20 protein-coding genes are annotated in these 21,239 nt (G+C 70.9%); 8 read left to right on the top strand and 12 right to left on the bottom strand.

Annotation, left to right across the window (positions count from 1 at the left end):
• Positions 1-85: 85 nt before the first annotated feature.
• Both ESP57_RS07860 and ESP57_RS07865 read left to right on the top strand, forming a co-directional pair.
• A complete protein-coding gene (locus tag ESP57_RS07860; protein WP_165877413.1) occupies positions 86-784 on the top strand; it encodes an amidase domain-containing protein in 699 nt (232 codons plus the stop codon).
• 48 nt (positions 785-832) lie between these two features.
• Positions 833-1,546 carry an amidase domain-containing protein gene (locus tag ESP57_RS07865; protein WP_129231164.1) on the top strand — a complete coding sequence of 238 codons (714 nt, stop codon included), beginning with the start codon at positions 833-835 and terminating at the stop codon, positions 1,544-1,546.
• Here ESP57_RS07865 and ESP57_RS07870 read toward each other — a convergent pair.
• The 8 genes from ESP57_RS07870 to ESP57_RS07905 all read right to left on the bottom strand — a co-directional run bounded on the left by ESP57_RS07870 (position 1,525) and on the right by ESP57_RS07905 (position 10,167).
• Positions 1,525-1,977, bottom strand: a complete 453-nt coding sequence (locus tag ESP57_RS07870) for a DUF1294 domain-containing protein (RefSeq protein WP_207904507.1) — start codon at positions 1,975-1,977, stop codon at positions 1,525-1,527. The genes ESP57_RS07865 and ESP57_RS07870 overlap by 22 nt on opposite strands.
• Before the next feature lie 22 nt (positions 1,978-1,999).
• A complete protein-coding gene (locus tag ESP57_RS07875) occupies positions 2,000-3,049 on the bottom strand; it encodes a sugar phosphate isomerase/epimerase family protein (protein ID WP_129231166.1) in 1,050 nt (349 codons plus the stop codon).
• A complete protein-coding gene (locus tag ESP57_RS07880) occupies positions 3,046-3,915 on the bottom strand; it encodes a sugar phosphate isomerase/epimerase family protein (protein ID WP_129231167.1) in 870 nt (289 codons plus the stop codon). The genes ESP57_RS07875 and ESP57_RS07880 overlap by 4 nt, the downstream gene beginning before the upstream one ends.
• 97 nt (positions 3,916-4,012) lie before the next feature.
• Positions 4,013-5,218, bottom strand: a complete 1,206-nt coding sequence (locus ESP57_RS07885; RefSeq protein WP_056005629.1) for a substrate-binding domain-containing protein — start codon at positions 5,216-5,218, stop codon at positions 4,013-4,015.
• Positions 5,218-6,390, bottom strand: a complete 1,173-nt coding sequence (locus ESP57_RS07890; RefSeq protein WP_129231168.1) for an ABC transporter permease — start codon at positions 6,388-6,390, stop codon at positions 5,218-5,220. Before ESP57_RS07890 ends, ESP57_RS07885 begins: the two co-directional genes overlap by 1 nt.
• A complete protein-coding gene (locus ESP57_RS07895) occupies positions 6,387-7,469 on the bottom strand; it encodes an ABC transporter permease (protein ID WP_129231169.1) in 1,083 nt (360 codons plus the stop codon). Before ESP57_RS07895 ends, ESP57_RS07890 begins: the two co-directional genes overlap by 4 nt.
• Positions 7,466-9,064, bottom strand: coding sequence for a sugar ABC transporter ATP-binding protein (locus ESP57_RS07900; protein ID WP_115958738.1), 1,599 nt, complete (start codon positions 9,062-9,064; stop codon positions 7,466-7,468). Before ESP57_RS07900 ends, ESP57_RS07895 begins: the two co-directional genes overlap by 4 nt.
• Entirely contained in the window at positions 9,061-10,167 is a 1,107-nt protein-coding gene (locus ESP57_RS07905) for a Gfo/Idh/MocA family protein (protein ID WP_056007630.1), read from the bottom strand. Before ESP57_RS07905 ends, ESP57_RS07900 begins: the two co-directional genes overlap by 4 nt.
• Positions 10,168-10,283: 116 nt before the next feature.
• Between ESP57_RS07905 and ESP57_RS07910 the strand changes: the two genes are divergently transcribed.
• The 3 genes from ESP57_RS07910 to ESP57_RS07920 all read left to right on the top strand — a co-directional run bounded on the left by ESP57_RS07910 (position 10,284) and on the right by ESP57_RS07920 (position 13,094).
• The gene (locus ESP57_RS07910) at positions 10,284-11,471 is read left to right on the top strand and encodes an ROK family transcriptional regulator (RefSeq protein ID WP_199470610.1); all 1,188 of its coding nucleotides are present in this window, start codon (positions 10,284-10,286) and stop codon (positions 11,469-11,471) included.
• A gap of 174 nt (positions 11,472-11,645) precedes the next feature.
• Positions 11,646-12,203: a YqaJ viral recombinase family protein gene (locus ESP57_RS07915; protein ID WP_056007639.1), complete on the top strand. Its 558-nt coding sequence runs from the start codon at positions 11,646-11,648 to the stop codon at positions 12,201-12,203.
• Between the two features lie 90 nt (positions 12,204-12,293).
• Positions 12,294-13,094, top strand: a complete 801-nt coding sequence (locus ESP57_RS07920; protein ID WP_129231170.1) for an alpha/beta fold hydrolase — start codon at positions 12,294-12,296, stop codon at positions 13,092-13,094.
• A 48-nt stretch (positions 13,095-13,142) separates the two neighbouring features.
• Here the strand turns inward: ESP57_RS07920 and ESP57_RS07925 are convergent, their stop codons facing one another.
• Positions 13,143-13,829, bottom strand: coding sequence for a Pr6Pr family membrane protein (locus ESP57_RS07925; protein WP_165877414.1), 687 nt, complete (start codon positions 13,827-13,829; stop codon positions 13,143-13,145).
• A gap of 100 nt (positions 13,830-13,929) precedes the next feature.
• Between ESP57_RS07925 and ESP57_RS07930 the strand changes: the two genes are divergently transcribed.
• The gene (locus ESP57_RS07930; protein ID WP_115958742.1) at positions 13,930-14,892 is read left to right on the top strand and encodes an NADP-dependent oxidoreductase; all 963 of its coding nucleotides are present in this window, start codon (positions 13,930-13,932) and stop codon (positions 14,890-14,892) included.
• 27 nt (positions 14,893-14,919) lie between these two features.
• Here the strand turns inward: ESP57_RS07930 and ESP57_RS07935 are convergent, their stop codons facing one another.
• Positions 14,920-15,876 carry an ArsR/SmtB family transcription factor gene (locus ESP57_RS07935; RefSeq protein WP_056005649.1) on the bottom strand — a complete coding sequence of 319 codons (957 nt, stop codon included), beginning with the start codon at positions 15,874-15,876 and terminating at the stop codon, positions 14,920-14,922.
• A 56-nt stretch (positions 15,877-15,932) separates the two neighbouring features.
• On the opposite strand from ESP57_RS07935, the gene ESP57_RS07940 reads away from it, so the two are divergent.
• Together ESP57_RS07940 and ESP57_RS07945 are read left to right on the top strand one after the other, a co-directional pair.
• On the top strand, positions 15,933-17,345 hold the full coding sequence (locus ESP57_RS07940; protein WP_243648453.1) for an MFS transporter: 1,413 nt from the start codon (positions 15,933-15,935) through the stop codon (positions 17,343-17,345).
• 58 nt (positions 17,346-17,403) lie between these two features.
• Positions 17,404-18,789, top strand: coding sequence for an ATP-binding protein (locus ESP57_RS07945; protein WP_082571115.1), 1,386 nt, complete (start codon positions 17,404-17,406; stop codon positions 18,787-18,789).
• A gap of 15 nt (positions 18,790-18,804) precedes the next feature.
• Here ESP57_RS07945 and ESP57_RS07950 read toward each other — a convergent pair whose 3' ends face one another.
• Both ESP57_RS07950 and aceB read right to left on the bottom strand, forming a co-directional pair.
• Positions 18,805-19,413 carry a GNAT family N-acetyltransferase gene (locus tag ESP57_RS07950; RefSeq protein ID WP_129231171.1) on the bottom strand — a complete coding sequence of 203 codons (609 nt, stop codon included), beginning with the start codon at positions 19,411-19,413 and terminating at the stop codon, positions 18,805-18,807.
• A gap of 106 nt (positions 19,414-19,519) precedes the next feature.
• On the bottom strand, positions 19,520-21,214 hold the full coding sequence (aceB, locus tag ESP57_RS07955; RefSeq protein WP_243648454.1) for a malate synthase A: 1,695 nt from the start codon (positions 21,212-21,214) through the stop codon (positions 19,520-19,522).
• Positions 21,215-21,239: the final 25 nt, after the last annotated feature.

The following is a 21,239-nucleotide window of genomic DNA, read 5'->3' on the forward strand; positions in this document are numbered from 1 at the left end:
CACGGCAGAACAGCGGATGCCGCCGTGCCGCTGTGCCGCGCGCGTGAGTGCGCGTGGCAGCGGCACAGCGCTTACGGTGGAGGTGATGAGCACGACGCCCCAACGCCCCGCCCCCGCGACCTACCTGCGGCGGCGTCTCGTCGTGGGCGGTGCGGCATTCGTCGTCGTCGCGCTCGTCGTCTGGCTGATCGTCTGGCTCATCGCGGCCGCCATCGCCGCGGCAGCACCCAAGGGCCCGGGATCGCAGGGCGGCGACGGCAGCCACCCGAATGCGGCGGCCCTCGAACTCGATCCCGAACTGCCGGCGCCGGTGCTGCGCCAGCTCGAGTACGTGCGCGACCGATGGGATGCCGACTCGAGCGAGCAATACGGGGTCCTCGGCGTCGACGACTGCGTGAACTTCACCTCCCAATCCCTCATCGAGCGCGGCTGGGAGGTCGACGAGGAGTGGTGGTACTCCGAAGACGGCGACGCCTACGCGCACTCCGCGGCCTGGCGTTCGTCGACGATCTTCAGCGACTACCTCGCCGCCCACCCCGAACGGGCCACGGCGCTCTCGGACGCGCAGCGCGCGGAGGTGAAGCCCGGGGACATCGTGCAGTTCGACTGGGACGACTCCGGCGATCGCGACCACACCGCCGTCGTCACCGCGGTCCGCGAAGGCGACGACGGGGAGATCGACGTGTACTACGGCGGCCACACGGATGCCACGTGGGACCGCTCGGTCGACGACCATCCGAAGCATCCCGAGACGAAGGTGTACTACTGGAGCGTCGCCGGCTGACCCTCCGCTGTGCGGGTTCGCTCAGGTGGGCTTCATACGCTGGAATCGATGTCCCCCTCTGAACAGTCCCCCGTCTCCCGCCGCCGCGGCGTGCTCGCCCTCGCCGCCGTCGCCGGCGTCGTCCTCGTCGCCGGCGGTGCCGCCGTGGCATGGTCGGCCGTCCAGGGCGACGGCACCGCGTCGAACGGGGCCTCCGACACCGTCTCCGGTGCGAGCGGCGCGGGCCGCGAGGCATCCGACGTCGAAAGCGGGGTCGCCGACTTCTCGGCCTACTCCGACGGCGTCGCCGCCCAGCTCGCCTACGCGTTCGAGCACTGGGACGACACCGAGAGCGACACCTTCGGCTACCTCGACGACAATGACTGCGTGAACTTCACGAGCCAGTCCCTGCTCGCCAGGGGCTGGGCCGAAGACGACGAGTGGTGGTACGACGAGTCGGGCGACGCCTACGGCCACGCCGACGCGTGGATCAGCTCGACGGCCATGCGCGACTACCTCGAGGAGCACCCCGAGCGGGCGACCGCCCTCACCGACGACGAACGCGCATCGGTGAAGGTCGGCGACGTCGTGCAGTTCGACTGGGACGACTCGGGCGACCGCGACCACACCGGCATCGTGACCTCGGTCGAGACGGAGCCCGACGGGTCGATCACGATCCTCTACGCGGGCCACACCGACCCGACGTGGGACCGCTCGGTCGACTGGGCGATCACCGAGCTGCACCCCGGCGGCGTCGCGTACTACTGGAGCATCCCCGAGTAGTCGAGGTCGGGCAGGCGCAGGCCCGCCTGCAGCAGGCCGATGAACGCGGCGAGCACGAGCACGTTGACCACGACGGTGAGCCAGAACGCGCGGCGGAAGCTGCGCTTGCGCGTCTTGTGCCGGAAGAGCTGCTGGGCGACGAGAGCGCCCGGCCAACCGCCGACGAACCCCGTCATGAGCAGCGCCGACTCCGAGGTGCGCGGCGCACCGCGCTTCGCCGCCCGCTTGTCGAGGCCGTACGCCACGAAGGCGACGAGGCTCACCGCGCCGTACCACGCCGGGATCCACCAGGGCAGGCCGGCGGCCACGACGGCGACGGCGAGCGCAGCGGCGAAGACCACCAGCACCGTCCAGCTCAGCGCCGACGGCAGCGGCCGCGAGAGGTCGCGGTCGGGGCGCGGGGCACGGGTCGGGTTCGGAGCGGTTCGCACAGGGCCGATCGTACGGGTTCGGCTACTGATTGGAGAACGCCGCGTCGAACGAGGCGGTCGGCTTCGGCCAGAGCAGCGAGCGGATGAATCCGACGGCCTCCGCGGCCCCGTGCAGGCGATCCATGCCCGCGTCCTCCCACTCGACCGAGATCGGTCCGGCGTAGCCGATCGCGTCGAGCGCGCGGAACGAGTCCTCCCACGGCACGTCGCCGTGCCCCGTCGAGACGAAGTCCCAGCCGCGCCGCGGGTCTCCCCACGGCAGGTGCGAGCCGAGCACGCCCGCGCGGCCGTTCTGGGGGCGCATCCGCGTGTCCTTGCAGTCGACGTGGTAGATGCGGTCCTTGAAGTCCCAGATGAAGCCGACGGGGTCGATGTTCTGCCACATCATGTGCGACGGGTCCCAGTTGAACCCGAACGCCTCGCGGTGCCCGATCGCCTCGAGCGTGCGCACCGAGCTCCAGTAGTCGTACGCGATCTCCGACGGGTGCACCTCGTGCGCGAACCGCACGCCCTCGGCGTCGAAGACGTCGAGGATCGGGTTCCATCGGGCCGCGAAGTCCTCGAAGCCGGCGTCGATCACCGACGCGGGCACGGGCGGGAACATCGCGACGTAGGGCCAGATCGAAGAGCCGGTGAACCCCACGACGGTGTCGACGCCGAGCGCCCTGGCGACCCGCGCCGAGCGCTTCATGTCGTCGGCGGCACGCTGCCGCACCCCTTCGGCGTCGCCGTCGCCCCAGGTGTACGGCCGCAGGATCGCCTCGTGGCGGAAGTCGATGGGGGCGTCGCACACGGCCTGCCCGGTGAGGTGGTTCGAGATCGCGAAGACCTGCAGGCCGTGGCGGTCGAGGATCTCGCGGCGCTCGTCGAGGTAGCCGGGCTCCTCTTCGGCGCGCTTCAGGTCGAGGTGATCGCCCGAGCAGGCGATCTCGAGCCCGTCGTACCCCCACTCGGCGGCGAGGCGTGCGACCTCCGCGAACGGCAGGTCGGCCCACTGGCCCGTGAAGAGGGTGACGGGGCGGGTGCCGGATGCCGCGGCATCCGTCTCGTTCGAGTGCCGGCCGTCGGTCATGCTCGCTCCCGTTCGTCTTGGAGGGCGGTCAGGTAGCGGATGCTCCGTGCCGCGAGTTCGTCCTGCGAGGCCGCGAGCGGTCGCCAGACCGAGGCGGCGACCGCGATCGTGTCGTTGTCGCCTGTGAAGGACTCTAGGCCGAGCGGGCCCGAGTAGCCGACGTCGTCGAGGGCGTCGAGGAAGGCCGGCCAGTCGATGTGGTCGTCGCCCACCGCGCCGCGGTCGTTGCCGCAGACCTGCACGTAGGCGAGGTGCTCCCCGGCGAGGCGGATGGCGTCGCCGACGCGCTTCTCCTCGATGTTCAGGTGATAGCTGTCGAGCGCGAGCCCGAGGCCGGGGCCGAGCAGCGGACCGAGCGCCTCGAGGGCCTGCTCGACGGTGTTGACGAGGCTCGTCTCGTATCGGTTGAGCGGCTCGATCGCGAGGCGGATGCCGCTGCGCTCCGCTGCCCGCACGACCGGCCCGAGGCTGGCCTGCAGCTCGACGTAGCGGGCCGCGCGTTCCTCGGCGTCCATGCGCCAGGTGCGTCCGGTCGATGCGGTGAACGGGCCGGCGACGACGCGCGCGCCGAGTTGCTCGGCGACGCCGACGCAGTGCACGAGGTAGTTCTGGGTGGCGACGATCTCGGAGCCGGGTGCCGCGATGAGGTTGCGCCCCGGTCCCATCGCGCCGACCACCACGGGGGCGAGTCGGTGTTCGCGGAGCACGTCGGCCGCGGCATCCGGCGACCAGTCGCCCGGTGTCTCGACCGGCAGTTCGATGGATCCGAAGCCCATGCCCGCTGCCTTCGCGGCGATCTCGGCGAGCGAGTCGTCGTCGAGCGGCGAGGTCCAGACCCACGTGTTGACGCCGATGATGCGGCGCATGCTGCCTCCTTGCGAGCGGGGGATGGAAAGACTGCGGTCGGGCGGCGGCGGTCTCCCGCCACCGCCCGACCAGGTTAGGCCGTCACACGATCACCCCTTACGGGATGATGCGGTCCTGCCAGACCTGCGGGTAGCCCGGCAGGTCTTCGCCGCCGAACTTCGCGTAGTGGCCGTCGGGCATGCCCTCGTTCGCCTCGAGGTACTGGTCGACCTCTTCAGCGGTGATCGGGGACTGCGGGAGCACCCACTCCTTGGGGATCTCCTCGCCGGCGAAGATCTTCTGCGCGGCGAGCAGCGGGGTACGCCACTGGAAGTTCGAGTACACCGGTGCAAGACCCGTGAGACCCGTCTCCTTCCACTTGCGCAGGAAGCTCATCTCGTCCTCACCCGTCATGACGGGGTAGTCGACACCGGCGTCCTCGAACGCCTCGATGGCGGCGACGGCGCCGTCACCGGCGTCCATCCAGATGCCGTCGACATCGCCCTTGGCGAGCTCGTCGGAGATGATCTTCTTGATCTCGGCGGGGTCGGCTCCAGTGAAGTAGTCGACGGCCTCGATGTCGTTCTCGCCGAAGAGCTTCTCGGCCGCGGCCCAGCGCTGCTCGAGCACGTCGACGCCGGGCAGCACGCGGAGTGCCACGACCTTCGAACCCGGCTCGAGCTCCTCGATGAGGAACTCGGCGGTGTCGATGCCCCACGCGAATCCACCGATGGGGTGGACGAACGTGACCGGGCAGTCGGTCTGCACGCCGCGGTCGAAGACCACGACGGGCTTGCCGGTGTCGCACGCACGCTCGACGGCCGGGGTCATGGCCGCCGTGGAGTTCGGCGAGATGAGGAAGATGTCGCAGCCGCCCTCCTCGATGAAGTAGTCGATGTCGGCGATCTGCGTGTCATCGGAGTCCTGCGCGTCGCGGGTCTCCATCTCGGAGATGACGCCGGCGTCCTGCAGCACCTTCAGCTGCTGGTTCATCGTGATCCAGCCGGTCGTGCGCCACGGGTTGGAGATCGAGGCGTTCGCGAAGCACGCCTTCTTCGCTCCCGTGGACGCGTAGGCCGACGTGTCGGTCATCTCCGCGTTGATGTACTGCAGCCACGGCTGCCCCTCGGGCCCTTCAGGCACGACGGACCGTTCTGCGTACTGCTTGTCGTAGAGCTCCTGGTCGAACCACTCGACCGCTTCCTCCGTGGCTCCGGCGTCTTCCGACGGCGCGGCCACGTTGGGGTCGGTGGTACAGCCTGCCAGTGCGATCAGCGCGAGAGCGCCGACCATGGCGGATGCCACTGTATACCTGCGTCGCATCACGAACCTCCCTTGGTTTCGTTGTCAGCCCTCTGCGTCGAGGGAATGGGTGCAGGGCGAGCGGATGCCGCGGCATCCTGCTCCTCCGCCGGTGCCGGCGAAGTCTGGGTCGCAGGATCCGATGACGGATCCGGCGAAATCTGGGGGGTCGGCGCCTCGAGGGCGCGGCCCTTGCGGCGGGCGCGGAGCGTGGTGGCCGAGTACGCGACGGCGAGGATGATGATGGCGCCCTGCACCGCGTCGCGATAGGTCGACGGCACCCCGGCGAAGTTCAACAGCGTGAAGAGCGCCTCGAGGGCGAACGCACCGGCCGCCGCCGCGACCACCCAGCCGCGACCGCCGCCGAGCACGACGCCGCCGAGCACGACCGCGGTGATCGCGGTGAACTCGTAGCCGCGGCCGACGCTCGGGTGCACGCCGGCGTAGCCGACGAGCAGCACGCCCGCCACGGTCGCCGAGAGCGAGGAGATGATGAATGTCGAGGTCTTCACCCACCAGTTGCGAGTGCCCGAGTAGCGGGCCGTCGTCGGGTTGTCGCCGAGGGCGATGATCGTGCGCCCGAACGGGCGGCGCCCGAACCAGATCGCGAGGGCGAGGACGACCACGAGCACGACGACCGACCAGGGCAGGATGTCGATGACGGGCAGGTCCCGGATGCCGCCGCGCCCGATCTCGCGGAAGCCGTCGGCGGGGTTGCCCGTCGCCGCACCGCCGGTCCAGTAGAGGATGGCTCCGAGCAGTGCGAGCATCATGCCGAGAGTGACGATGAAGCTCGGCACCTTGAGCATGGTGACGATGAGGCCGTTGATGAGGCCGATGACCGCGCCGAACACGAGCATGAGCAGCAGCACGGGCAGGGACTTCGACTCGTCCTGGCCGATGAGGTTGCCGGCGATCACGACCTGCGCCGTGACGACGGAGCCCATGGAGAGGTCGAACTCGCCGCCGACGATGACGAAGTACTGGCCGATCGCGACGATCGCGACGGGAGCGACGCGCTGCACGAACCGGATGAACTGCGACGGCTCGGCGAACGACGGGTTCAGCAACGTGATCGCGATGAGCAGCACGATGAGCAGCAGGAAGACGGCGCCGCGGGGGCTGATGAGCGTGCGTCCGAAACCGGCGAGACGCTGGCCGACGGTGGGCTGCGGGGTGGTCACGGCGCTCATGCCGATGCCTCCTTCTCGTGCGCGACGGCGGACGGCGGTGCGCTCCGGTCCGCGGGTCTGTCGGGCGCGGCGGCCCCGCTGCCGAAGCGCGGGCGCCTGCGGTCGAGCGAGCGGCTCGTGTAGACGGCGACGGCGGCGACGATGACGACACCGCGCACGACGTCCTTCAGGAAGGGGTTCACCTGCATGACGCTCATCACGTTGTCGACCACCGCGAAGATCGCGACGCCGCCGATGGTGCCCCAGATGGATCCGCGGCCGCCCATGAGCAGGGTGCCGCCGAGCACGACCGCGGCGATCGAGAGCAGGTCGTAGCCGCCCTGGATTCCCACGGTGGGGCTTCCGACGCCGAGCCGGCTCGCGAGCAGGAGGCCGGCGAACGCGGCGGTGATCGAGCACAGCATGTGGGCGACGATGACGGGGCGAGCGGTGCGGATGCCCGAGAGGCGGGCGACCTGCTCGTTGCCGCCGACGGCGAACATGTGGTTGCCGACCCGGGTGCGGGCGAGGAAGAAGGCGCCGATCACGGCCACCGCGAGCATCAGGAGGGTCGACACCGGCACGGGCCCGACGCCGGTGGCGCCGATGAGCTGGAACTCCCACGGCACCTCGCCGCTCGTGCCCTTGTAGTTGGAGTCGAGATAGCCCTTGATGATGAGCCCGGTGCCGAGCGTCGCGATGAATCCGTTGACCTTGAGCTTGGTTACGATGAGGCCGTTCGCGAGGCCGATGAGGCCCGCGACGACGACCACGGTGACCACGGCGAGCGGGATGTTCGCCGGGTTCCCGGCCATCAGGTCGGCGGCGATCAGGCTCGAGAGGCTGATCACGTACGGCACCGACAGGTCGAGCGACGCGCACAGGATCACGAGCGTCTGGCCGATCGCGACGAAGCCGAGCACGCTCATGCCGGTGAGGATGTCGCGGATGTTGCCGGCACTGAAGAAGTTGCGCCCGACGCTCGCGACGAGGATGGCGCCGATGATGATGACGCCGACGAGGGCGATGCCGACGATGAGGCTCGCGTCGAGACGGCGACGGCGGCCTCGGCGAACGGATGGCGCGGTTGCGGTGCTCATCGTCCTGCCTCCTCTTCCGAATTGTTCGCTGAGCCTGTCGAAGCGTCGCCGATGCCCGCGCCGCCGACCTTGAGCGTTCCGGTCGCGGCCGAGAGGATCGTCGCCTCGTCGCTTCGGGCGGGCAGTTCGGCCGAGGCCCGGCCGTCGTGCATGACGATGATGCGGTCGGACATGCCGATCACCTCCGGCAGTTCCGAGGAGATCATGAGGATGGCGACCCCTTCCTTCGCGAGCCGGCGCATGAGTGTGTAGACGGCGACCTTCGCGCCGACGTCGATGCCTCGGGTCGGCTCGTCGAGCAGCACGACGCGGGGCTTGGTGGCGAGCCACTTCGCGAGCACGACCTTCTGCTGGTTGCCGCCGGAGAGGTACTGCACCTCTTGGTCGACGCCCTGCGAGGCCACCTCGAGCGAGGAGAGCACCCCGGGCAGTTCGCGTCGCGACTCGCTCGTGCGCCGCGCGAAGACGGAGCGGATGACGAGGAGGGCGTTGTCGGCGATCGACTGGTTGAGGGCGAGCCCCTGGGCCTTGCGGTCCTCGGTGATGAGCGCGACACCGGCCTTCACGGCCTGTCGCGCCGAGGTCATGTGCACCGGCCGGCCGTCGAGCCGGAGCTCGCCTCGCGTGAACGGGTCGATGCCGAAGAGCGCCTCGACGAGCTCGGTGCGCCCGGAGCCCTGGAGGCCCGCGATGCCGACGATCTCGCCGGCGCGCAGCTCGAGGTCGATGTCGTCGACGTAGGCGTTGCCCGCGCCGCGCAGCTCGAGCCGCGGCTCCCCCACGACCGTGCCCTCCTCCGCCGCCGGGAAGTAGGCGGAGATCGGTCGGCCGACCATGCGGCGCACGAGCTCGTCGGTGTCGAGCTCGTCGGCCGGCCCGCTCGAGACGAGCGCGCCGTCCTTCAGCACGGTGATCGTGTCGCAGAGGTCGAAGATCTCCTTCAGCCGGTGCGAGACGTAGACGATCGCGACACCGCGCTCCGAGAGCCGGCGGACGATCGTGTAGAGCAGTTCGACCTCGTGGTCGGCGAGGGCGGCCGTCGGCTCGTCCATCTGGATCACCCGGGCGTCGACCGAGAGGGCCTTCACGATCTCGACGATCTGCTGCTCGGCGACGGTGAGCGTGCGCACCGGGGCATCCGCGTCGATGGAGTCGATGCCGAGGTCGGCGAGCAGCGTGCGCGTCTCGGCGAGCATGGCCTTCTTGTCGACGAACCCCGCGCGGCGCGGCTCGCGGCCGAGGAAGACGTTCTGGGCGACGGTGCGCTCGGGGAGGAGGTTGAACTCCTGGAAGACGGTCGCCAGTCCGGCGTGCGCGGCCTGGACGGGGTGGCTGAAGGCGACCTCGGTGCCGCCGAGCGTGATGGTGCCGCCGTCGCGCTCGTAGACGCCGGCGAGGATCTTCATGAAGGTCGACTTGCCCGCGCCGTTCTCGCCGACGAGCCCGTGCACCTCGCCCGGGTGGAGCGTGAGCCCGACCCCGCGCAGGACGGTCACGCCGAAGAACGACTTCTCGAGGCCGGTGGCGACGAGCACCGGCTCGCCGTCGAGCACGGCACCGCGGCCGGCGACGGCCTGCGATTGTTGTGCGTTCATGCGGGCACCTCCACCCAGTTGCCGCTCGCCGCTGAGGCGAGCACTGCCTCGGTCACGCGCACCGCGCGCAACCCGTCTTCGAATCGGGGAAGCCCCTCGGGCGACTGCCCCTCGATCGCGGCATACGCGTCGGCCACGAAGGCGTTGAACGCGTCCTGATAGCCCATCGGGTGCCCGGCGGGCACGATCGAGAGCCTGGCGGCGTCGTGGGCGAGCCGCGCGGGGTCGCGTTCGATGATGCTCGAGGCGTCGGTGCGCCCGAGCCAGAGGGTGTCGGGCCGCTCCTGCTCGAAGCGCACGCTCGCGTCGGTGCCGGCGAGCTCGATCGAGAGCGCGTTCTTGCGCCCCGGGGCGACCTGCGAGACGAGGAGCGTGCCGACGGCGCCCGACGCGAGCTCGACGACGACGGCGACGAGGTCTTCGGTCGCGATGTCGTCGTGCATGGCCCGCGCCTCGTACACCGTGCGCGTCGAGGCGTTCAGTCGCGTGATGCGCTCGCCCGAGACGAACTCGAGCAGGTCGACGAGGTGCGATCCGATGTCGGCGAACGCCCGCGACGGGCCGCCGAGCGCGGCGTCGACGCGCCAGTCGTCGTCGCGGGGAGCCGCGAGCCAGTCCTGCAGGTAGGCGCCCTGCACGCTGAGGAGGCGCCCGGTCTCGCCGCGGGCGACTCGGGCCCGCGCCTCGCGCGCCATGGGGTGGAACCGGTAGACGAAGGGCACGGCCGCCACGAGACCGAGTTCCGCGGCGAGCGCGGCGAGGTCTGCAGCATCCGTCGCCGAGGTCGCGAGCGGCTTCTCGCAGATCACGTGCTTGCCCGCCTCGAGGGCGGCGCGGGCGATCTCCGCGTGCGTGGTGTTGGGCGTGCAGACATGCACGACGTCGATGTCAGGGGCTGCGAGGAGATCGCCGAGGGAGTCGAAGGCGGTGGCGAATCCGAGGCGTTGCGCTGCGTCGCGAGCACGGTTCGCCGAGGAGGACGCACCGCCCGTGAGCTCGGCCCTGGCGGCGCGAGCTGCCCGAGAATGAACTGTGGCCATGAATCCGCCGCCGACGAAGCCGGCACGTATCGTGCGGGCTGGGGCGATGACGTCCGTTGTCATGGTCGACATGCTGACACACTTCCTGCACCTTTTGCTAGTCCCTCGGCAAAAGTTGCCGGAGTCGTTACACCTTCGAGATACAGCGACAAGACAAGGTGGTGTGCTTTACTCAGTGCATGGTCGACATCAGCCGCGGCTCGGCACTCGGCGCCTCGGGCGCGAGCGAGCTCTTCCAGTTGCTCCGTGACGGGGCGCCCCGCACGCGCGCGTCGCTCGCCGCGAGCACGGGCCTCGCCCGCTCCACCATCGCCGCGCGGGTCGACGAACTCATGGAACTCGGCCTCGTCTCCCCCGTCGCCGACGCCGCCTCGACCGGTGGACGCCCGCCGTCGCAGTTCGCCCTGAACCCCGGAGCGCGCATCGTGCTCGCCGCCGACCTCGGCGCCTCGCACGCGACGATCGCCATCACCGACCTCGCCGGCACCGTGCTCGCCGAGCACAGCGAGCCCCTCGACATCGCAGAGGGCCCCGAGGCCGTGCTCGGCTGGTTCATCGAGTCGGGCATCTCGCTCATCGAGGGGCTCGGTCGCGATCGGCAGGAGCTCGTCGCCATCGGCATCGGCGTGCCCGGCCCCGTCGAGCACTCCACCGGTCGCCCCGTCAACCCGCCCATCATGCCCGGCTGGGATCGCTTCGACGTGCCCGGCTGGGTGCAGCAGCACCTCCAGGTGCCCGTGCTCGTCGACAACGACGTGAACATCATGGCGCTCGGCGAGCGCGCGCTCGCCTGGCCGCAGGTCGAGCACCTCATGTTCGTGAAGGTCGCGACCGGCATCGGCTCGGGCATCATCTCGGGCGGCCTGCTACAGCGCGGGGCGCAGGGCATCGCCGGCGACATCGGCCACGTCAGGGTCGCTCGCGGCAGCGACGTGCCCTGCCACTGCGGCAACCGCGGATGCCTCGAGGCCCTCGCCTCGGGCCCCGCCATCGCCCGCGCGCTCCGCGAGCAGGGTATCGAGGCCAACTCCAACGACGACGTCATCGAACTCGTCAAGCGCGGCGACATCGACACGATCCAGGCCGTTCGACAGGCCGGTCGCGACATCGGCGAGGTGCTGACGGCCTGCGTCAGCCTCGTGAACCCCTCGGTCGTCGCCATCGGCGGGTCGATGGCGAGGGCCGGCGAACACCTCATCGCCGGTGTGCGCGAGGTCGTCTACACGCGCTCCATGCCGCTCGCGACCGAGCACCTCACGATCGTGCAGTCGGCGGCCGCGGCGAACGCCGGCGTGCTCGGGGCGAGCATGCTCGCGATCCACCACGTGCTCTCCCCCGAGGGAATCGACGCGCTCGCGGCGCGCTGATCGACGCGGCGCGCACACGCGCGCTCGCCTCGGCCCGCTGACAGGGCGGAGCGGTACGCTCGAGAGGTGTCCGACACCCCCTTCGCCCTCTTCGACCTCGAGGGCGCGGCGACGGCGGTCGCGGTCGACGAGCGCCCGCGGCATCCGACCTCGGGCCACCCCTGCCATTCCCGCATCGTCGCCGACTCGAGCGACCGGGTCGCATGGCTGCGGGCCCGCTCGCGAGGCATCACCGCGACGGATGCCGCGAAGCTCGCGTCCTTCGCCTCGGTGCGCTCCGCGGCCTGGGAGAAGCGCAACGGCAGCTCCTTCGGCGGCAGCCGGTACACCGACCACGGCAAGGAGCGCGAGCCCGTCATCGCCGAGTGGGCGAGGCGCACGCACGGCATCGAGCCGTCGAGCCTGCTCTTCCACGCCGAGTTCGAGCGACGCCATCTCGCGACGCCCGACGGGCTGAGGGTCGCGCCCGGCGGCGTGCTCGAGCTGTGCGAGATCAAGACCACCTCGCGCGCCTGGCGGGGCATCCCCCGCGGCTACCTCCGGCAGGTCTGGTGGCAGCAGTACGTGCTCGGCGCCGAGCGAACGCTCGTGGTGTGGGAGCAGCACGACGATTTCATTCCCATTCGCGACGAGCCCGAGTACCGTTGGGTCGATCGCGACGACGACCAGATCGCGATCCTCGTGAGGCTGGCCGACGAGCTCATCGCCGAGCTCGGCGGTCGCCGCACCTGATGCCGGAACCCATCGCATGACGCACCACCAGCACCACCAGCACCGCCGAGCACTGCCCCAGCAATTCCCCCTGCCGGGAGGTCCCCCCAGATGACGACCGTTCTCCTGCACGGCCTCGGCGCCGACCGGCGCCAGCCGCTCGACCTGCTCACGCCCGCGGTGCACGCCGCGGTCGGCACCGACGAGCTCATCGTCGCGCCCGACATCCGCGCCCACGGCGGGTTCCTCACCGTCGGCGAACCCGCCGACTTCCACATCGACCGGCTCGCCGCCGAGGTGGCCGCGACGGTGCGGGAGGCGATCGACGAGGCGGGCGCGCCGTCGCCCGAGGCATCCGCCCCCCTGACGATCATCGGCATCTCGCTCGGCGCTGCGCTCGCCCTCCGCATCGCGCTCGACGGCCTCCTGCCCATCGAGCGCGCGGTGTTCGTGCGGCCGTCGTTCAGCGATCGATCGCTGCCCGACAACCTGCGCGTCTTCCCCGTCATCGGCCAGATCCTCGCCGACGCGGGCCCGGCGGGAGCCGACGAGTTCCGTGAACGGGCGATCTTCCAGCACGTCGTCTCCGCGTCGCCCTCGGGCGGGCGGGGCCTCCTGACGCAGTTCACGGCTCCAGATGCAGCTCGACGGGCGATGCGGCTCGTCGAGATCCCGCGCAACCGCGCGTTCCGCGACGACGCCGAGCTCGGGGAGCTCGAGCCACGCGGCATCCGCTCGCTCGTCATCGGGGCGCCGCGCGACCCCGTGCATCCCTACGCGCTCGCCGAACGCTGGGCCGCCGGTCTCGGGGCGCCGCTCGTCGAGCTGCCCGCACGCGACGACGGGCTGCCCGTGCAGACCGCGCTGCTGCGCGAGGGCATCGCGCGCTGGCTGCAGCACACCCGCGCCTGACGCGGCGGCGCTGCGACCCGGCCGGACGGCGGGCCGGCGAACCGCGGGTCAGCGAGCGGCCGACGCCTCCGCCGGCTCTGCAGTCGACTCCTCGGCCGCAGCACGGTAGGGCCACGCGGTCCGGCTGATGCCGACGATTCCCGCGCCGACGAGCAGGATGAAGGCCGCGATGGCGATGACGTAGACGGTGACGCCGTCGTAGCCCACGCCAGGCGAGACGTCGGGGTTGAGGAAGGGGTACGGGTACCAGCCGGTGACGGCGCCGCGGATCATCGTGTAGACCACCCACGCGATCGGGAAGATCGCGATCGTCCAGATGCGCTTCCACGCGATCGTGCGGCGGCCGGGCGCGAGCACCCAGTCGAGCACCACGTAGAGCGGCGCCCAGACGTGCAGGATCTCGTTCGACCACGGCAGTGTCGTCGCCTGGTCGAGCGAGATGTCGCGCAGGAGCAGGTTGTAGACGACGAAGGTCGTCGCCATGTACGTGACGACCGAGGCGCGCACGATGTTGTACCCGGCGGGATCGACCGGCGCGCGGAATGCGAACCAGGCACCGACGAGCAGCACGATCGCCGAGAGCGCGTTCGAGAGGATCGTGAAGAAGCTCAGGAAGTTGACGACGAAGAACACCGGGTCGGGCACCATCGACAGGCTCTTCGCGAACTGGCCGACGATCGCGGTGATGATGCCGGCGGCCGCCGCGACCCTGATGATGGCCCAGACCGTTCGCATTCGTGCTCCCTGCTCGCTGCGCCACCGGCGACCCGGCAGTCGGTGCGATCATAGCGAGGACGGGTACGGTGCGAAGTGCAATCACGGGAGGGTGTTGTCGATGCGGGCATTGGTGATCGATCGGACGGGCGAGGCCGACGAGCTGCACATCGCGGAGGTTCCCGATCCGATCCGTATCAGCGACGAGGTGGTCGTACGGGTCGTCGCAGCGGGTGTGAACCCGATCGACGCGAAGACCAGGTCGGGCCGTGGCGTCGCGAAGGCCATCCCGTCGTTCCCCGCCGTGCTCGGCGGCGACTTCGCCGGCGTCGTCGAGTCGGTGCCCTACTCGGCGCACCCGCTCCAGCCGGGCGACCGCGTCTACGGCATGGGCCGGGTGCCGAGGCTCGGGGGCAGCTACGCCGAGCTCATCTCGGTGAGCTCGATGAGCCTGACCCGCATGCCCTCCACTCTCTCGTTCGCCGAGGCGGCGGCCGTGCCGCTCGCCGCGCTCACCGCATGGGGCGCCGTCGTCGACACGGCACGCGTGCACGACGGCCAGCGCGTGCTCATCCACGCCGGGGCCGGCGGCGTCGGCCATTTCGCGGTGCAGTTCGCCGCCTACTTCGGCGCGGTCGTCACGGCCACGGGCTCCGCACGCAACGCCGACTTCCTGCGCGAACTCGGTGCCAGGCGCGTCATCGACTACACCGCCGAACGGTTCGAGGAGGTCGCGACCGATCAGGACGTGGTCATCGACCTCATCGGCAACGTCGCGGATGACACGGGCACCCGGTCGCTCGACGCGCTGCGCGAGGGCGGGCTGATCGTGACGGTGCCCACCGGATCCTGGCCGACCATGGCCGAGGAGGCGGCGGCACGCGGCATCCGCTCGACCGGCTACACCGTGGCACCCGACGCCCGCACGCTCTCGGTGATCACGCGACTGATCGACGACGGCGCCGTGCGCGTGCACGTCGACCGCGAGTTCCCGCTCGAGGAGGGCGCAGAGGCGCACCGGCTGCTCGAGGCCGGACACGTGCGGGGCAAGGTCGTGCTTCGGGTCATCCCCGACCCCGCCTGAGGCCGCTCCCCTCGATCCGCGGTGCGCTCACCGCCCTGCGGCGAGCAGCGAGCTCCCGAGCTCGCTCCTGAGGTAGAGCACGCTGTGGCCGTACCGCGTCGAGACGAGCAGCCCGGCGTCGCGGAGCGCGCGCAGGTGCTGGTTGACGGCCGACGGCGTGACGCCGAAGCGCACGCCGAGCTCCGTCGACGAGGCGGGGTCGCCGAGCGCGGAGAGGAGGCTCGCCCTGGTCTCGCCGAGGATCGCGGCGACCGCGGCGGGGTTTGCCACCGGCTCGTTCTCCCAGAGCGCCCCCTGGCCGCGCGCCGGGTACATGATCATCGGCGGCCCGTCGCCGACCGGTGCCGAGCCGCGTCGCGTGAACATCGTCGGCACGAGCGTGAGTCCGAGCCCGTCGATCGCCTGCACCCGGTCGGCCGGGTCCCGCAGCCGCACCGAGACGATGCCGCCCTCGTAGTCGACCGTGGACGAGATGCCGTTCAGCATCGTCGACAGCCCGTTCTGCGCGATCTGGCGTCCGCGATGCACGACGTCGGCCTCGAGGACCGCCCGCATGCGCGGCCAGTACGGGACGAACGAGGCCTCCCAGAGCTCCTGGAGCGCTCGCACGACGCGGCGGACGGCGACCTTCGGCGACCCCTCGAACACGGCCGGCACGTGCCCGTGCACGGCGACGAGGTCGCCGATGAACGTGTCGGGCGGGGTCGCGAGCAACTGCTCGAACTCGTCGTCGAGCTTCGTGAGCGGCGACTCGGGACGAGGGTTCAGGAAGTCGGGGGTCCACAGGCGATCGTCGATGAGGCCGGCGAGCGCCTCGGTGTCGAGGTCGGCTCGAGCCGCCTCGGTGCGACGCAGCCACGGCAACTGCAACGGGAATCGCGACGGGTCGTCGATCGCGCGCAGGGAGAGGCCGAGTTCGCAGAGGGGCGAGATGCCGAAGCGCACAGCCGCGACGTCCCCCTCGTTGAGCACGTATCGCAACATGTAGCGCAACGCTACATCAATTTCACGCTTCCGACGCATCTGCGAGAACTGTACGAGTGAGCCCTACCTCTCCCCCGACACCCGACACCGGAACCGTTCCGACGATCGACCCCGCCGGCCCCGAGAACCCCGGCAAGCCGTCGTTCGTCGCTCGCCTCGCGGCATCCGTCTCGGACCCGGTGCTGCGCATCCTCGTCGGGGCGACCCTGATCTCGCGCGTGGGCCGCGGCATCTTCCTCACGGTGACCGTGCTCTACTTCACCTTCATCGTGGGCCTCGCGCCGCACGAGGTCGCCATCGTTCTGTCGGCCGCGAGCGCGGCCGGCGTGATCGCGGCCTTCGGCGGCGGATGGCTCGCCGACCGGGCCAGTTCCAAGCGCCTGCTCATCGCCTTCACCGCGATCGAGGGCGTCGCGCTCATCACCTACGTCTTCGCGGGCGACTTCGTCACGGCGCTCGTGATCGCCGTCGTCTGCGGGCTCTTCGAGCAGGGCGCGAACTCCACTCGCTCGGCGATCATCGCCCGCGCCTTCGTCGGCGAGAGTCGGGTTCAGGCACGTGCGGTGCTCCGCACCGTCACGAACGTCGCCATCGCCGCCGGCTCGGGGCTCGGCGCACTCGCCCTCGCGATCGGCACCGCCGAGGCCTACCGCGCGCTCATCGTCGGCGCCGGCGTGCTGTACCTGCTCGGACTCATCCAGCTCGTGCGGCTGCCGTCGCGGGTCGACGCGCCCGCCCGAAAGCCGGTCACCCCCGTGACGACCGCGACCGGCTCATTCGACGCCGGCGCAAGCGCCGAGGCGGCCGCCGCCGAGCGGCGTGCATGGCGACGGCACTCGCCCTGGCGCGACCCCCGCTACCTCCTGCTCACCGCGCTCAGCGCGATCTTCGGCATGCAGTTCGGCGTCGCCGAGCTCGGCGTACCGCTCTGGATCGCGCGCGAGACCACGGCGCCCGAGGCGGTCGTCGCGGCACTCCTGATCCTGAACACGGTGATCGTCGTGATCTTCCAGGTGCCGCTCTCGCGGGGCACGCACGACCTGCACGTCGCCGCACGGGTGTCGGGCATCGCTGCGTGGCTCATGGCGGCCGCGTGCCTCGTGTACGCCTCGGCGGCCGGGCTGCCGATCGGCTTCGCGATCACCGTGCTCGTCATCGCCGCGACGGTGCACGCCTTCGCCGAGGTGCTCTCGCAGGCCGGCGGCTGGGGCCTCAGCTTCGAGCTCGCCGACCCCGTGCAGGCCGGGAGCTACCAGGGCGTGTTCGGCATGGGCTACACGGTCGGCGCGCTCGCGGCACCGCTCGTCGTCAACGCGACGGCGATCTCGCACGGTTTCTCGGGCTGGGTCGTGCTCGCCGCGATCTTCCTCGCCTCCGGCCTCGGCACGTGGTGGCTCGCCCGGCGGGCGGCCCGCACCGTGGACGCGGCAGCGACGGCATCCGGCGACGCGGCGGCATCCGCCTCGTAGTCGACACACCGGCGGGCCGGGGCCGTCATCGCCACGGCGCGCGTGGCATGATCGGCGGATGACCGACACCCCGATGCGTCCGGCGCACTCCGAAGACGGCCGATCGTTCACGGTTCCGGATGCCTCGGGCACGCCGTTCATCGCCGGCACGCTGCTGATCGTGACCACGACGACCACGCGCCTGCTCGCCCTCGTCGAGGAGCGGACGTCGACGGCCGACGGCGAGCCCGAAGCGCTGCACGGGCGTCTGCTCGGCGCGATCGACGGCACCCGGTTCGATCCCCGAGGCGGTCTGCCGTTCGCGGGCGCCGATGTCGAGGTGGCCGACGGCGCCACGATCGACCTCGTGCACGCGGACATGGGGGCGACCCTCGAGATCGGCGTCAACCTCAGCCCGCCGCTGCGGGCGGCCCGGCTCCTCGCCCACCGCTTCAACCGCCACACCTTCTGGTGCGGGCAGAGCGGTTCGGGCAAGACGTACGCGCTCGGGGTCGTGCTCGAACAGCTGATCGCGCACACGGCGCTGCCCGTCGTGGTCTTCGACCCCAACTCGGACTTCGTGCGGCTCGGCGAGCTGAACCCCGACGCGAGCGGGCCGACGGCCGAGCTGCTGCGGCACCGAGACATCCGCGTGCTGCGCCCGAACGTCGAAGGCGCCATCCCGCTCCGCGCCAGGTTCCCGGCGCTGACCCTCGAGGCGAAGGCCGCAGTGCTCCGCCTCGACCCCGTCGTCGATCGCGAGGAGTTCAATGCGGTCGTGCACCTGAGCGAGACCTTCAGCGCGATCGAGCCGAACGAACTGCTGCCCGAACTGCTCGGCTCGTCCGCGCCCGCCAAGCGGGCGCTCGGCCTCCGCATCGAGAACATGGGACTGCTGAACTGGGAGGTCTGGGCGGGCCACGACCGCGAGGCGACGCTCGTGATCGACGAGCGAGCGGATGCCACCGTGCTCGACCTCGGCGGATTCTCGACGCCCGATCAGCAGCTCGTCGTTGCGCTCTCCGTCCTCGACGAGCTCTGGGCCCGTCGGGAGGAGCGGCGACCGGTGCTCCTGGTCATCGACGAGGCGCACAACCTCTGCTCCCCCGCGCTGACCTCGCCGCTCGCCGTCGCGGTGCGCGAACGGCTCGTGCAGATCGCCGCCGAGGGGCGCAAGTTCGGCCTGTGGCTGCTGCTCTCGACGCAACGTCCGTCGAAGGTCGCCCCCGGCATCATCTCCCAGTGCGACAACCTCGCCCTGATGAAGATGAGCTCGCCCGTCGACCTCGAGGGGCTCGCGACGTACTTCGGCTACGCGCCGACCGCCCTGATCGCCCGGTCACCGTGGTTCCGGCAGGGCGAGGCGCTCTTCGCCGGCGGCTTCGTGCCGGCGCCGACACTGCTGTCGATGAATTCGAGGCTCACGCCCGAGGGCGGCAGCGACGTGGGCGTGCCGCTGCGCTGACGCGGACGAGGACAGCTAGCCGACCGGCGACGGCACCGCCGTGAGCGAGTGCTCCATCACCCAGTCGTCCTCGACCCGGCCACCCACCACGAAGTGCTTGTCGCCGACCTTCACGAAGCCGTGGCGCTCGTAGAACGCGATCGCTCGCGCGTTCTCCTCGTTGACGCCGAGCCACGCCGTCGCGGCTCCGGCCGCCCGGGCGGCGTCGAGCGACGCTCGCATGAGCGCGGCGCCGGTGCCCGTGCCGTGCGACTCCGCGAGGGCGTAGACCTTGCTGACCTCGATCGCGGGCCGGGCGATCACCGCTCGAGCGGCGTCGGGGTCGCCGGGTTCGCCCCCGACGAGCATGGTGTAGCCGAGCAGGCGCGGGGCGCCCCCGTCGTCGTCGGCATCGGCCGCCCGTGCCGGCGCCTCCGCCACGAGCAGGATGCGATCGGGATCGGCGAGGTACGCCTCGAAGTGATCCACGCCGAAGTTCTTCGCGATGAAGTCGGCGATCGCCTCGGGCGTCGTGTGCGGCGGGCACGCGAGCGGGAACGTCGCGGCGGCGAGCGACGAGAGCGCGGCGGCATCCGTGCTCGTTGCGGGGCGGATGCGAACGGCGGAGGCGGTCGACTGGGTCACGAGCACCGATTCTTGCAGACGAGGCGCGCGCGGCGAAGGGGCCGCCCCGACCGTGGCACCTCCGGGATCACCGGATGCGGTCGGGACGGCCCCCTCGGGCCCTGTCTCAGAGGAAGCGCGCGTACGCGCCGACGGTGAGGAAGGTCGGGAACTCGGGCTCGAGGGCGACGCTGCGGAACACCGAGATGGCGTCGTCGAAACGGTCGCCCTCGAAGCGCGGCAGCGCGGCCACGGCCTCCGCCATGAGCCGCACGATCGAGGTCTGGTCGATGCGCGTGCCCTCGGCGGTCACCGTGTTCTCGTTCAGCCACTGCCAGATCTGCGAGCGCGAGATCTCGGCCGTCGCGGCATCCTCCATGAGGTTGTCGATCGCCGCTGCACCCGTGCCGCGCAGCCACGACTCGATGTAGCGGATCGCGATCGACACGTTGTCGCGCACGCCGCCCTCGGTGACCGCTCCGCCGATCGACGGGATGTCGAGCAGCTCGGCCGCCGTCACGTGCACGTCGTCGCGGAGGCGGTCGACCTGGTTCGGCCGGTCGCCGAGCACGGCGTCGAACTCGGCACGGGCGGTCGGGATCAGGTCGGGGTGCGCCACCCAGGTGCCGTCGAAGCCGTCGCCGGCCTCACGGCGCTTGTCGGCCGTCACCGCGGCGAGCGCGCGCTCGGTCACCTCGGGGTCGCGGCGGTTCGGAATGAACGCGCTCATGCCACCGATGGCGTGCGCCCCGCGCTTGTGGCACGTGGCGACGAGCAGCTCGGTGTACGCCCGCATGAACGGCACCGTCATCGTGATCGCCTTGCGGTCGGGCAGGACCCAGCGGCGACCGCGCGAGCGGAAGGTCTTCACGATCGAGAAGATGTAGTCCCAGCGCCCGGCGTTCAGCCCCGCGCAGTGGTCGCGCAGCTCGTAGAGGATCTCGTCCATCTGGAACGCGGCCTGGATCGTCTCGATGAGCACCGTCGCGCGCACCGTGCCCTGCGGGATGCCGAGCCGGTTCTGCGCGTAGACGAAGATGTCGTTCCAGAGCTTCGCCTCGCGGTGCGACTCGAGCTTCGGCAGGTAGAAGTACGGCCCGCGGCCGGCGGCGATGAGCGCCTGCGCGTTGTGGAAGAAGTACAGGCCGAAGTCGACGAGCGAACCCGAGGCGTGCATCGCCCGCCCCGCCCGGTCGTGGAACTTCAGGTGCTTCTCGACGAGGTGCCAGCCGCGCGGGCGCATCACGATCGTCGGCGTCTGCTCGGCCGTGACGCGGTACTGCTTTCCCTCGGGGCTCGTGTACTCGAGACGACCGCGCAGCGCGTCGAAGAGGCTCAGCTGACCCTCGATGACGTTCGCCCAAGTGGGGCTCGTGGCGTCCTCGTGGTCGGCGAGCCACACCTTCGCACCGGAGTTCAGCGCGTTGATGGCCATCTTGCGGTCGGTCGGGCCCGTGATCTCGACCCGGCGGTCCTCGAGGCCCGGGCCGGCACCGGCGACGCGCCACCCGGCGTTGTTCCGGATCGACTCGGTCTCGGGCAGGAACTTCGGGTCGCGGCCGTTCGCCGCGTCGACGCGGGTCTGCAAGCGCACGGCGAGCAGCTCATGCCGCGTGCCGGCGAAGCGGTCGTGCAGCTCCGCGAGGAACTGCAGCGCCTCGGGCGTCAGGATCTGGTCGTACCGCTCGCCGAGCGGTGCCGTGATCTCGATGCGCGGTTCGACGGTCTGGAAGCTGCCGGTGGCGCGCTTCGGTTCGGGTCGGCGAGCGGATGCGGCATCCGTTCGCTCTCGTTCGAGCGTCATGCTGGGTGTGGTGTTCATGGTCGTTGCTCCTCTGAGTTCGATG

Source organism: Agromyces fucosus, from assembly GCF_004134865.1.
GTDB lineage: Bacteria > Actinomycetota > Actinomycetes > Actinomycetales > Microbacteriaceae > Agromyces > Agromyces fucosus.

Excerpts from the sequence above, each read along its gene's own strand:
- aceB (WP_243648454.1), bottom strand. The coding sequence starts at position 21,214 with ATGAACACCACACCCAGCATGACGCTCGAACGAGAGCGAACGGATGCC.
- ESP57_RS07895 (WP_129231169.1), bottom strand. The coding sequence starts at position 7,469 with ATGAGCACCGCAACCGCGCCATCCGTTCGCCGAGGCCGCCGTCGCCGT.
- ESP57_RS07945 (WP_082571115.1), top strand. The coding sequence starts at position 17,404 with ATGACCGACACCCCGATGCGTCCGGCGCACTCCGAAGACGGCCGATCG.
- ESP57_RS07880 (WP_129231167.1), bottom strand. The coding sequence starts at position 3,915 with ATGCGCCGCATCATCGGCGTCAACACGTGGGTCTGGACCTCGCCGCTC.
- ESP57_RS07875 (WP_129231166.1), bottom strand. The coding sequence starts at position 3,049 with ATGACCGACGGCCGGCACTCGAACGAGACGGATGCCGCGGCATCCGGC.
- ESP57_RS07925 (WP_165877414.1), bottom strand. The coding sequence starts at position 13,829 with ATGCGAACGGTCTGGGCCATCATCAGGGTCGCGGCGGCCGCCGGCATC.
- ESP57_RS07890 (WP_129231168.1), bottom strand. The coding sequence starts at position 6,390 with ATGAGCGCCGTGACCACCCCGCAGCCCACCGTCGGCCAGCGTCTCGCC.
- ESP57_RS07885 (WP_056005629.1), bottom strand. The coding sequence starts at position 5,218 with ATGCGACGCAGGTATACAGTGGCATCCGCCATGGTCGGCGCTCTCGCG.
- ESP57_RS07930 (WP_115958742.1), top strand. The coding sequence starts at position 13,930 with ATGCGGGCATTGGTGATCGATCGGACGGGCGAGGCCGACGAGCTGCAC.
- ESP57_RS07900 (WP_115958738.1), bottom strand. The coding sequence starts at position 9,064 with ATGAACGCACAACAATCGCAGGCCGTCGCCGGCCGCGGTGCCGTGCTC.
- ESP57_RS07860 (WP_165877413.1), top strand. The coding sequence starts at position 86 with ATGAGCACGACGCCCCAACGCCCCGCCCCCGCGACCTACCTGCGGCGG.
- ESP57_RS07865 (WP_129231164.1), top strand. The coding sequence starts at position 833 with ATGTCCCCCTCTGAACAGTCCCCCGTCTCCCGCCGCCGCGGCGTGCTC.
- ESP57_RS07905 (WP_056007630.1), bottom strand. The coding sequence starts at position 10,167 with ATGACAACGGACGTCATCGCCCCAGCCCGCACGATACGTGCCGGCTTC.
- ESP57_RS07920 (WP_129231170.1), top strand. The coding sequence starts at position 12,294 with ATGACGACCGTTCTCCTGCACGGCCTCGGCGCCGACCGGCGCCAGCCG.
- ESP57_RS07935 (WP_056005649.1), bottom strand. The coding sequence starts at position 15,876 with ATGTTGCGATACGTGCTCAACGAGGGGGACGTCGCGGCTGTGCGCTTC.
- ESP57_RS07910 (WP_199470610.1), top strand. The coding sequence starts at position 10,284 with ATGGTCGACATCAGCCGCGGCTCGGCACTCGGCGCCTCGGGCGCGAGC.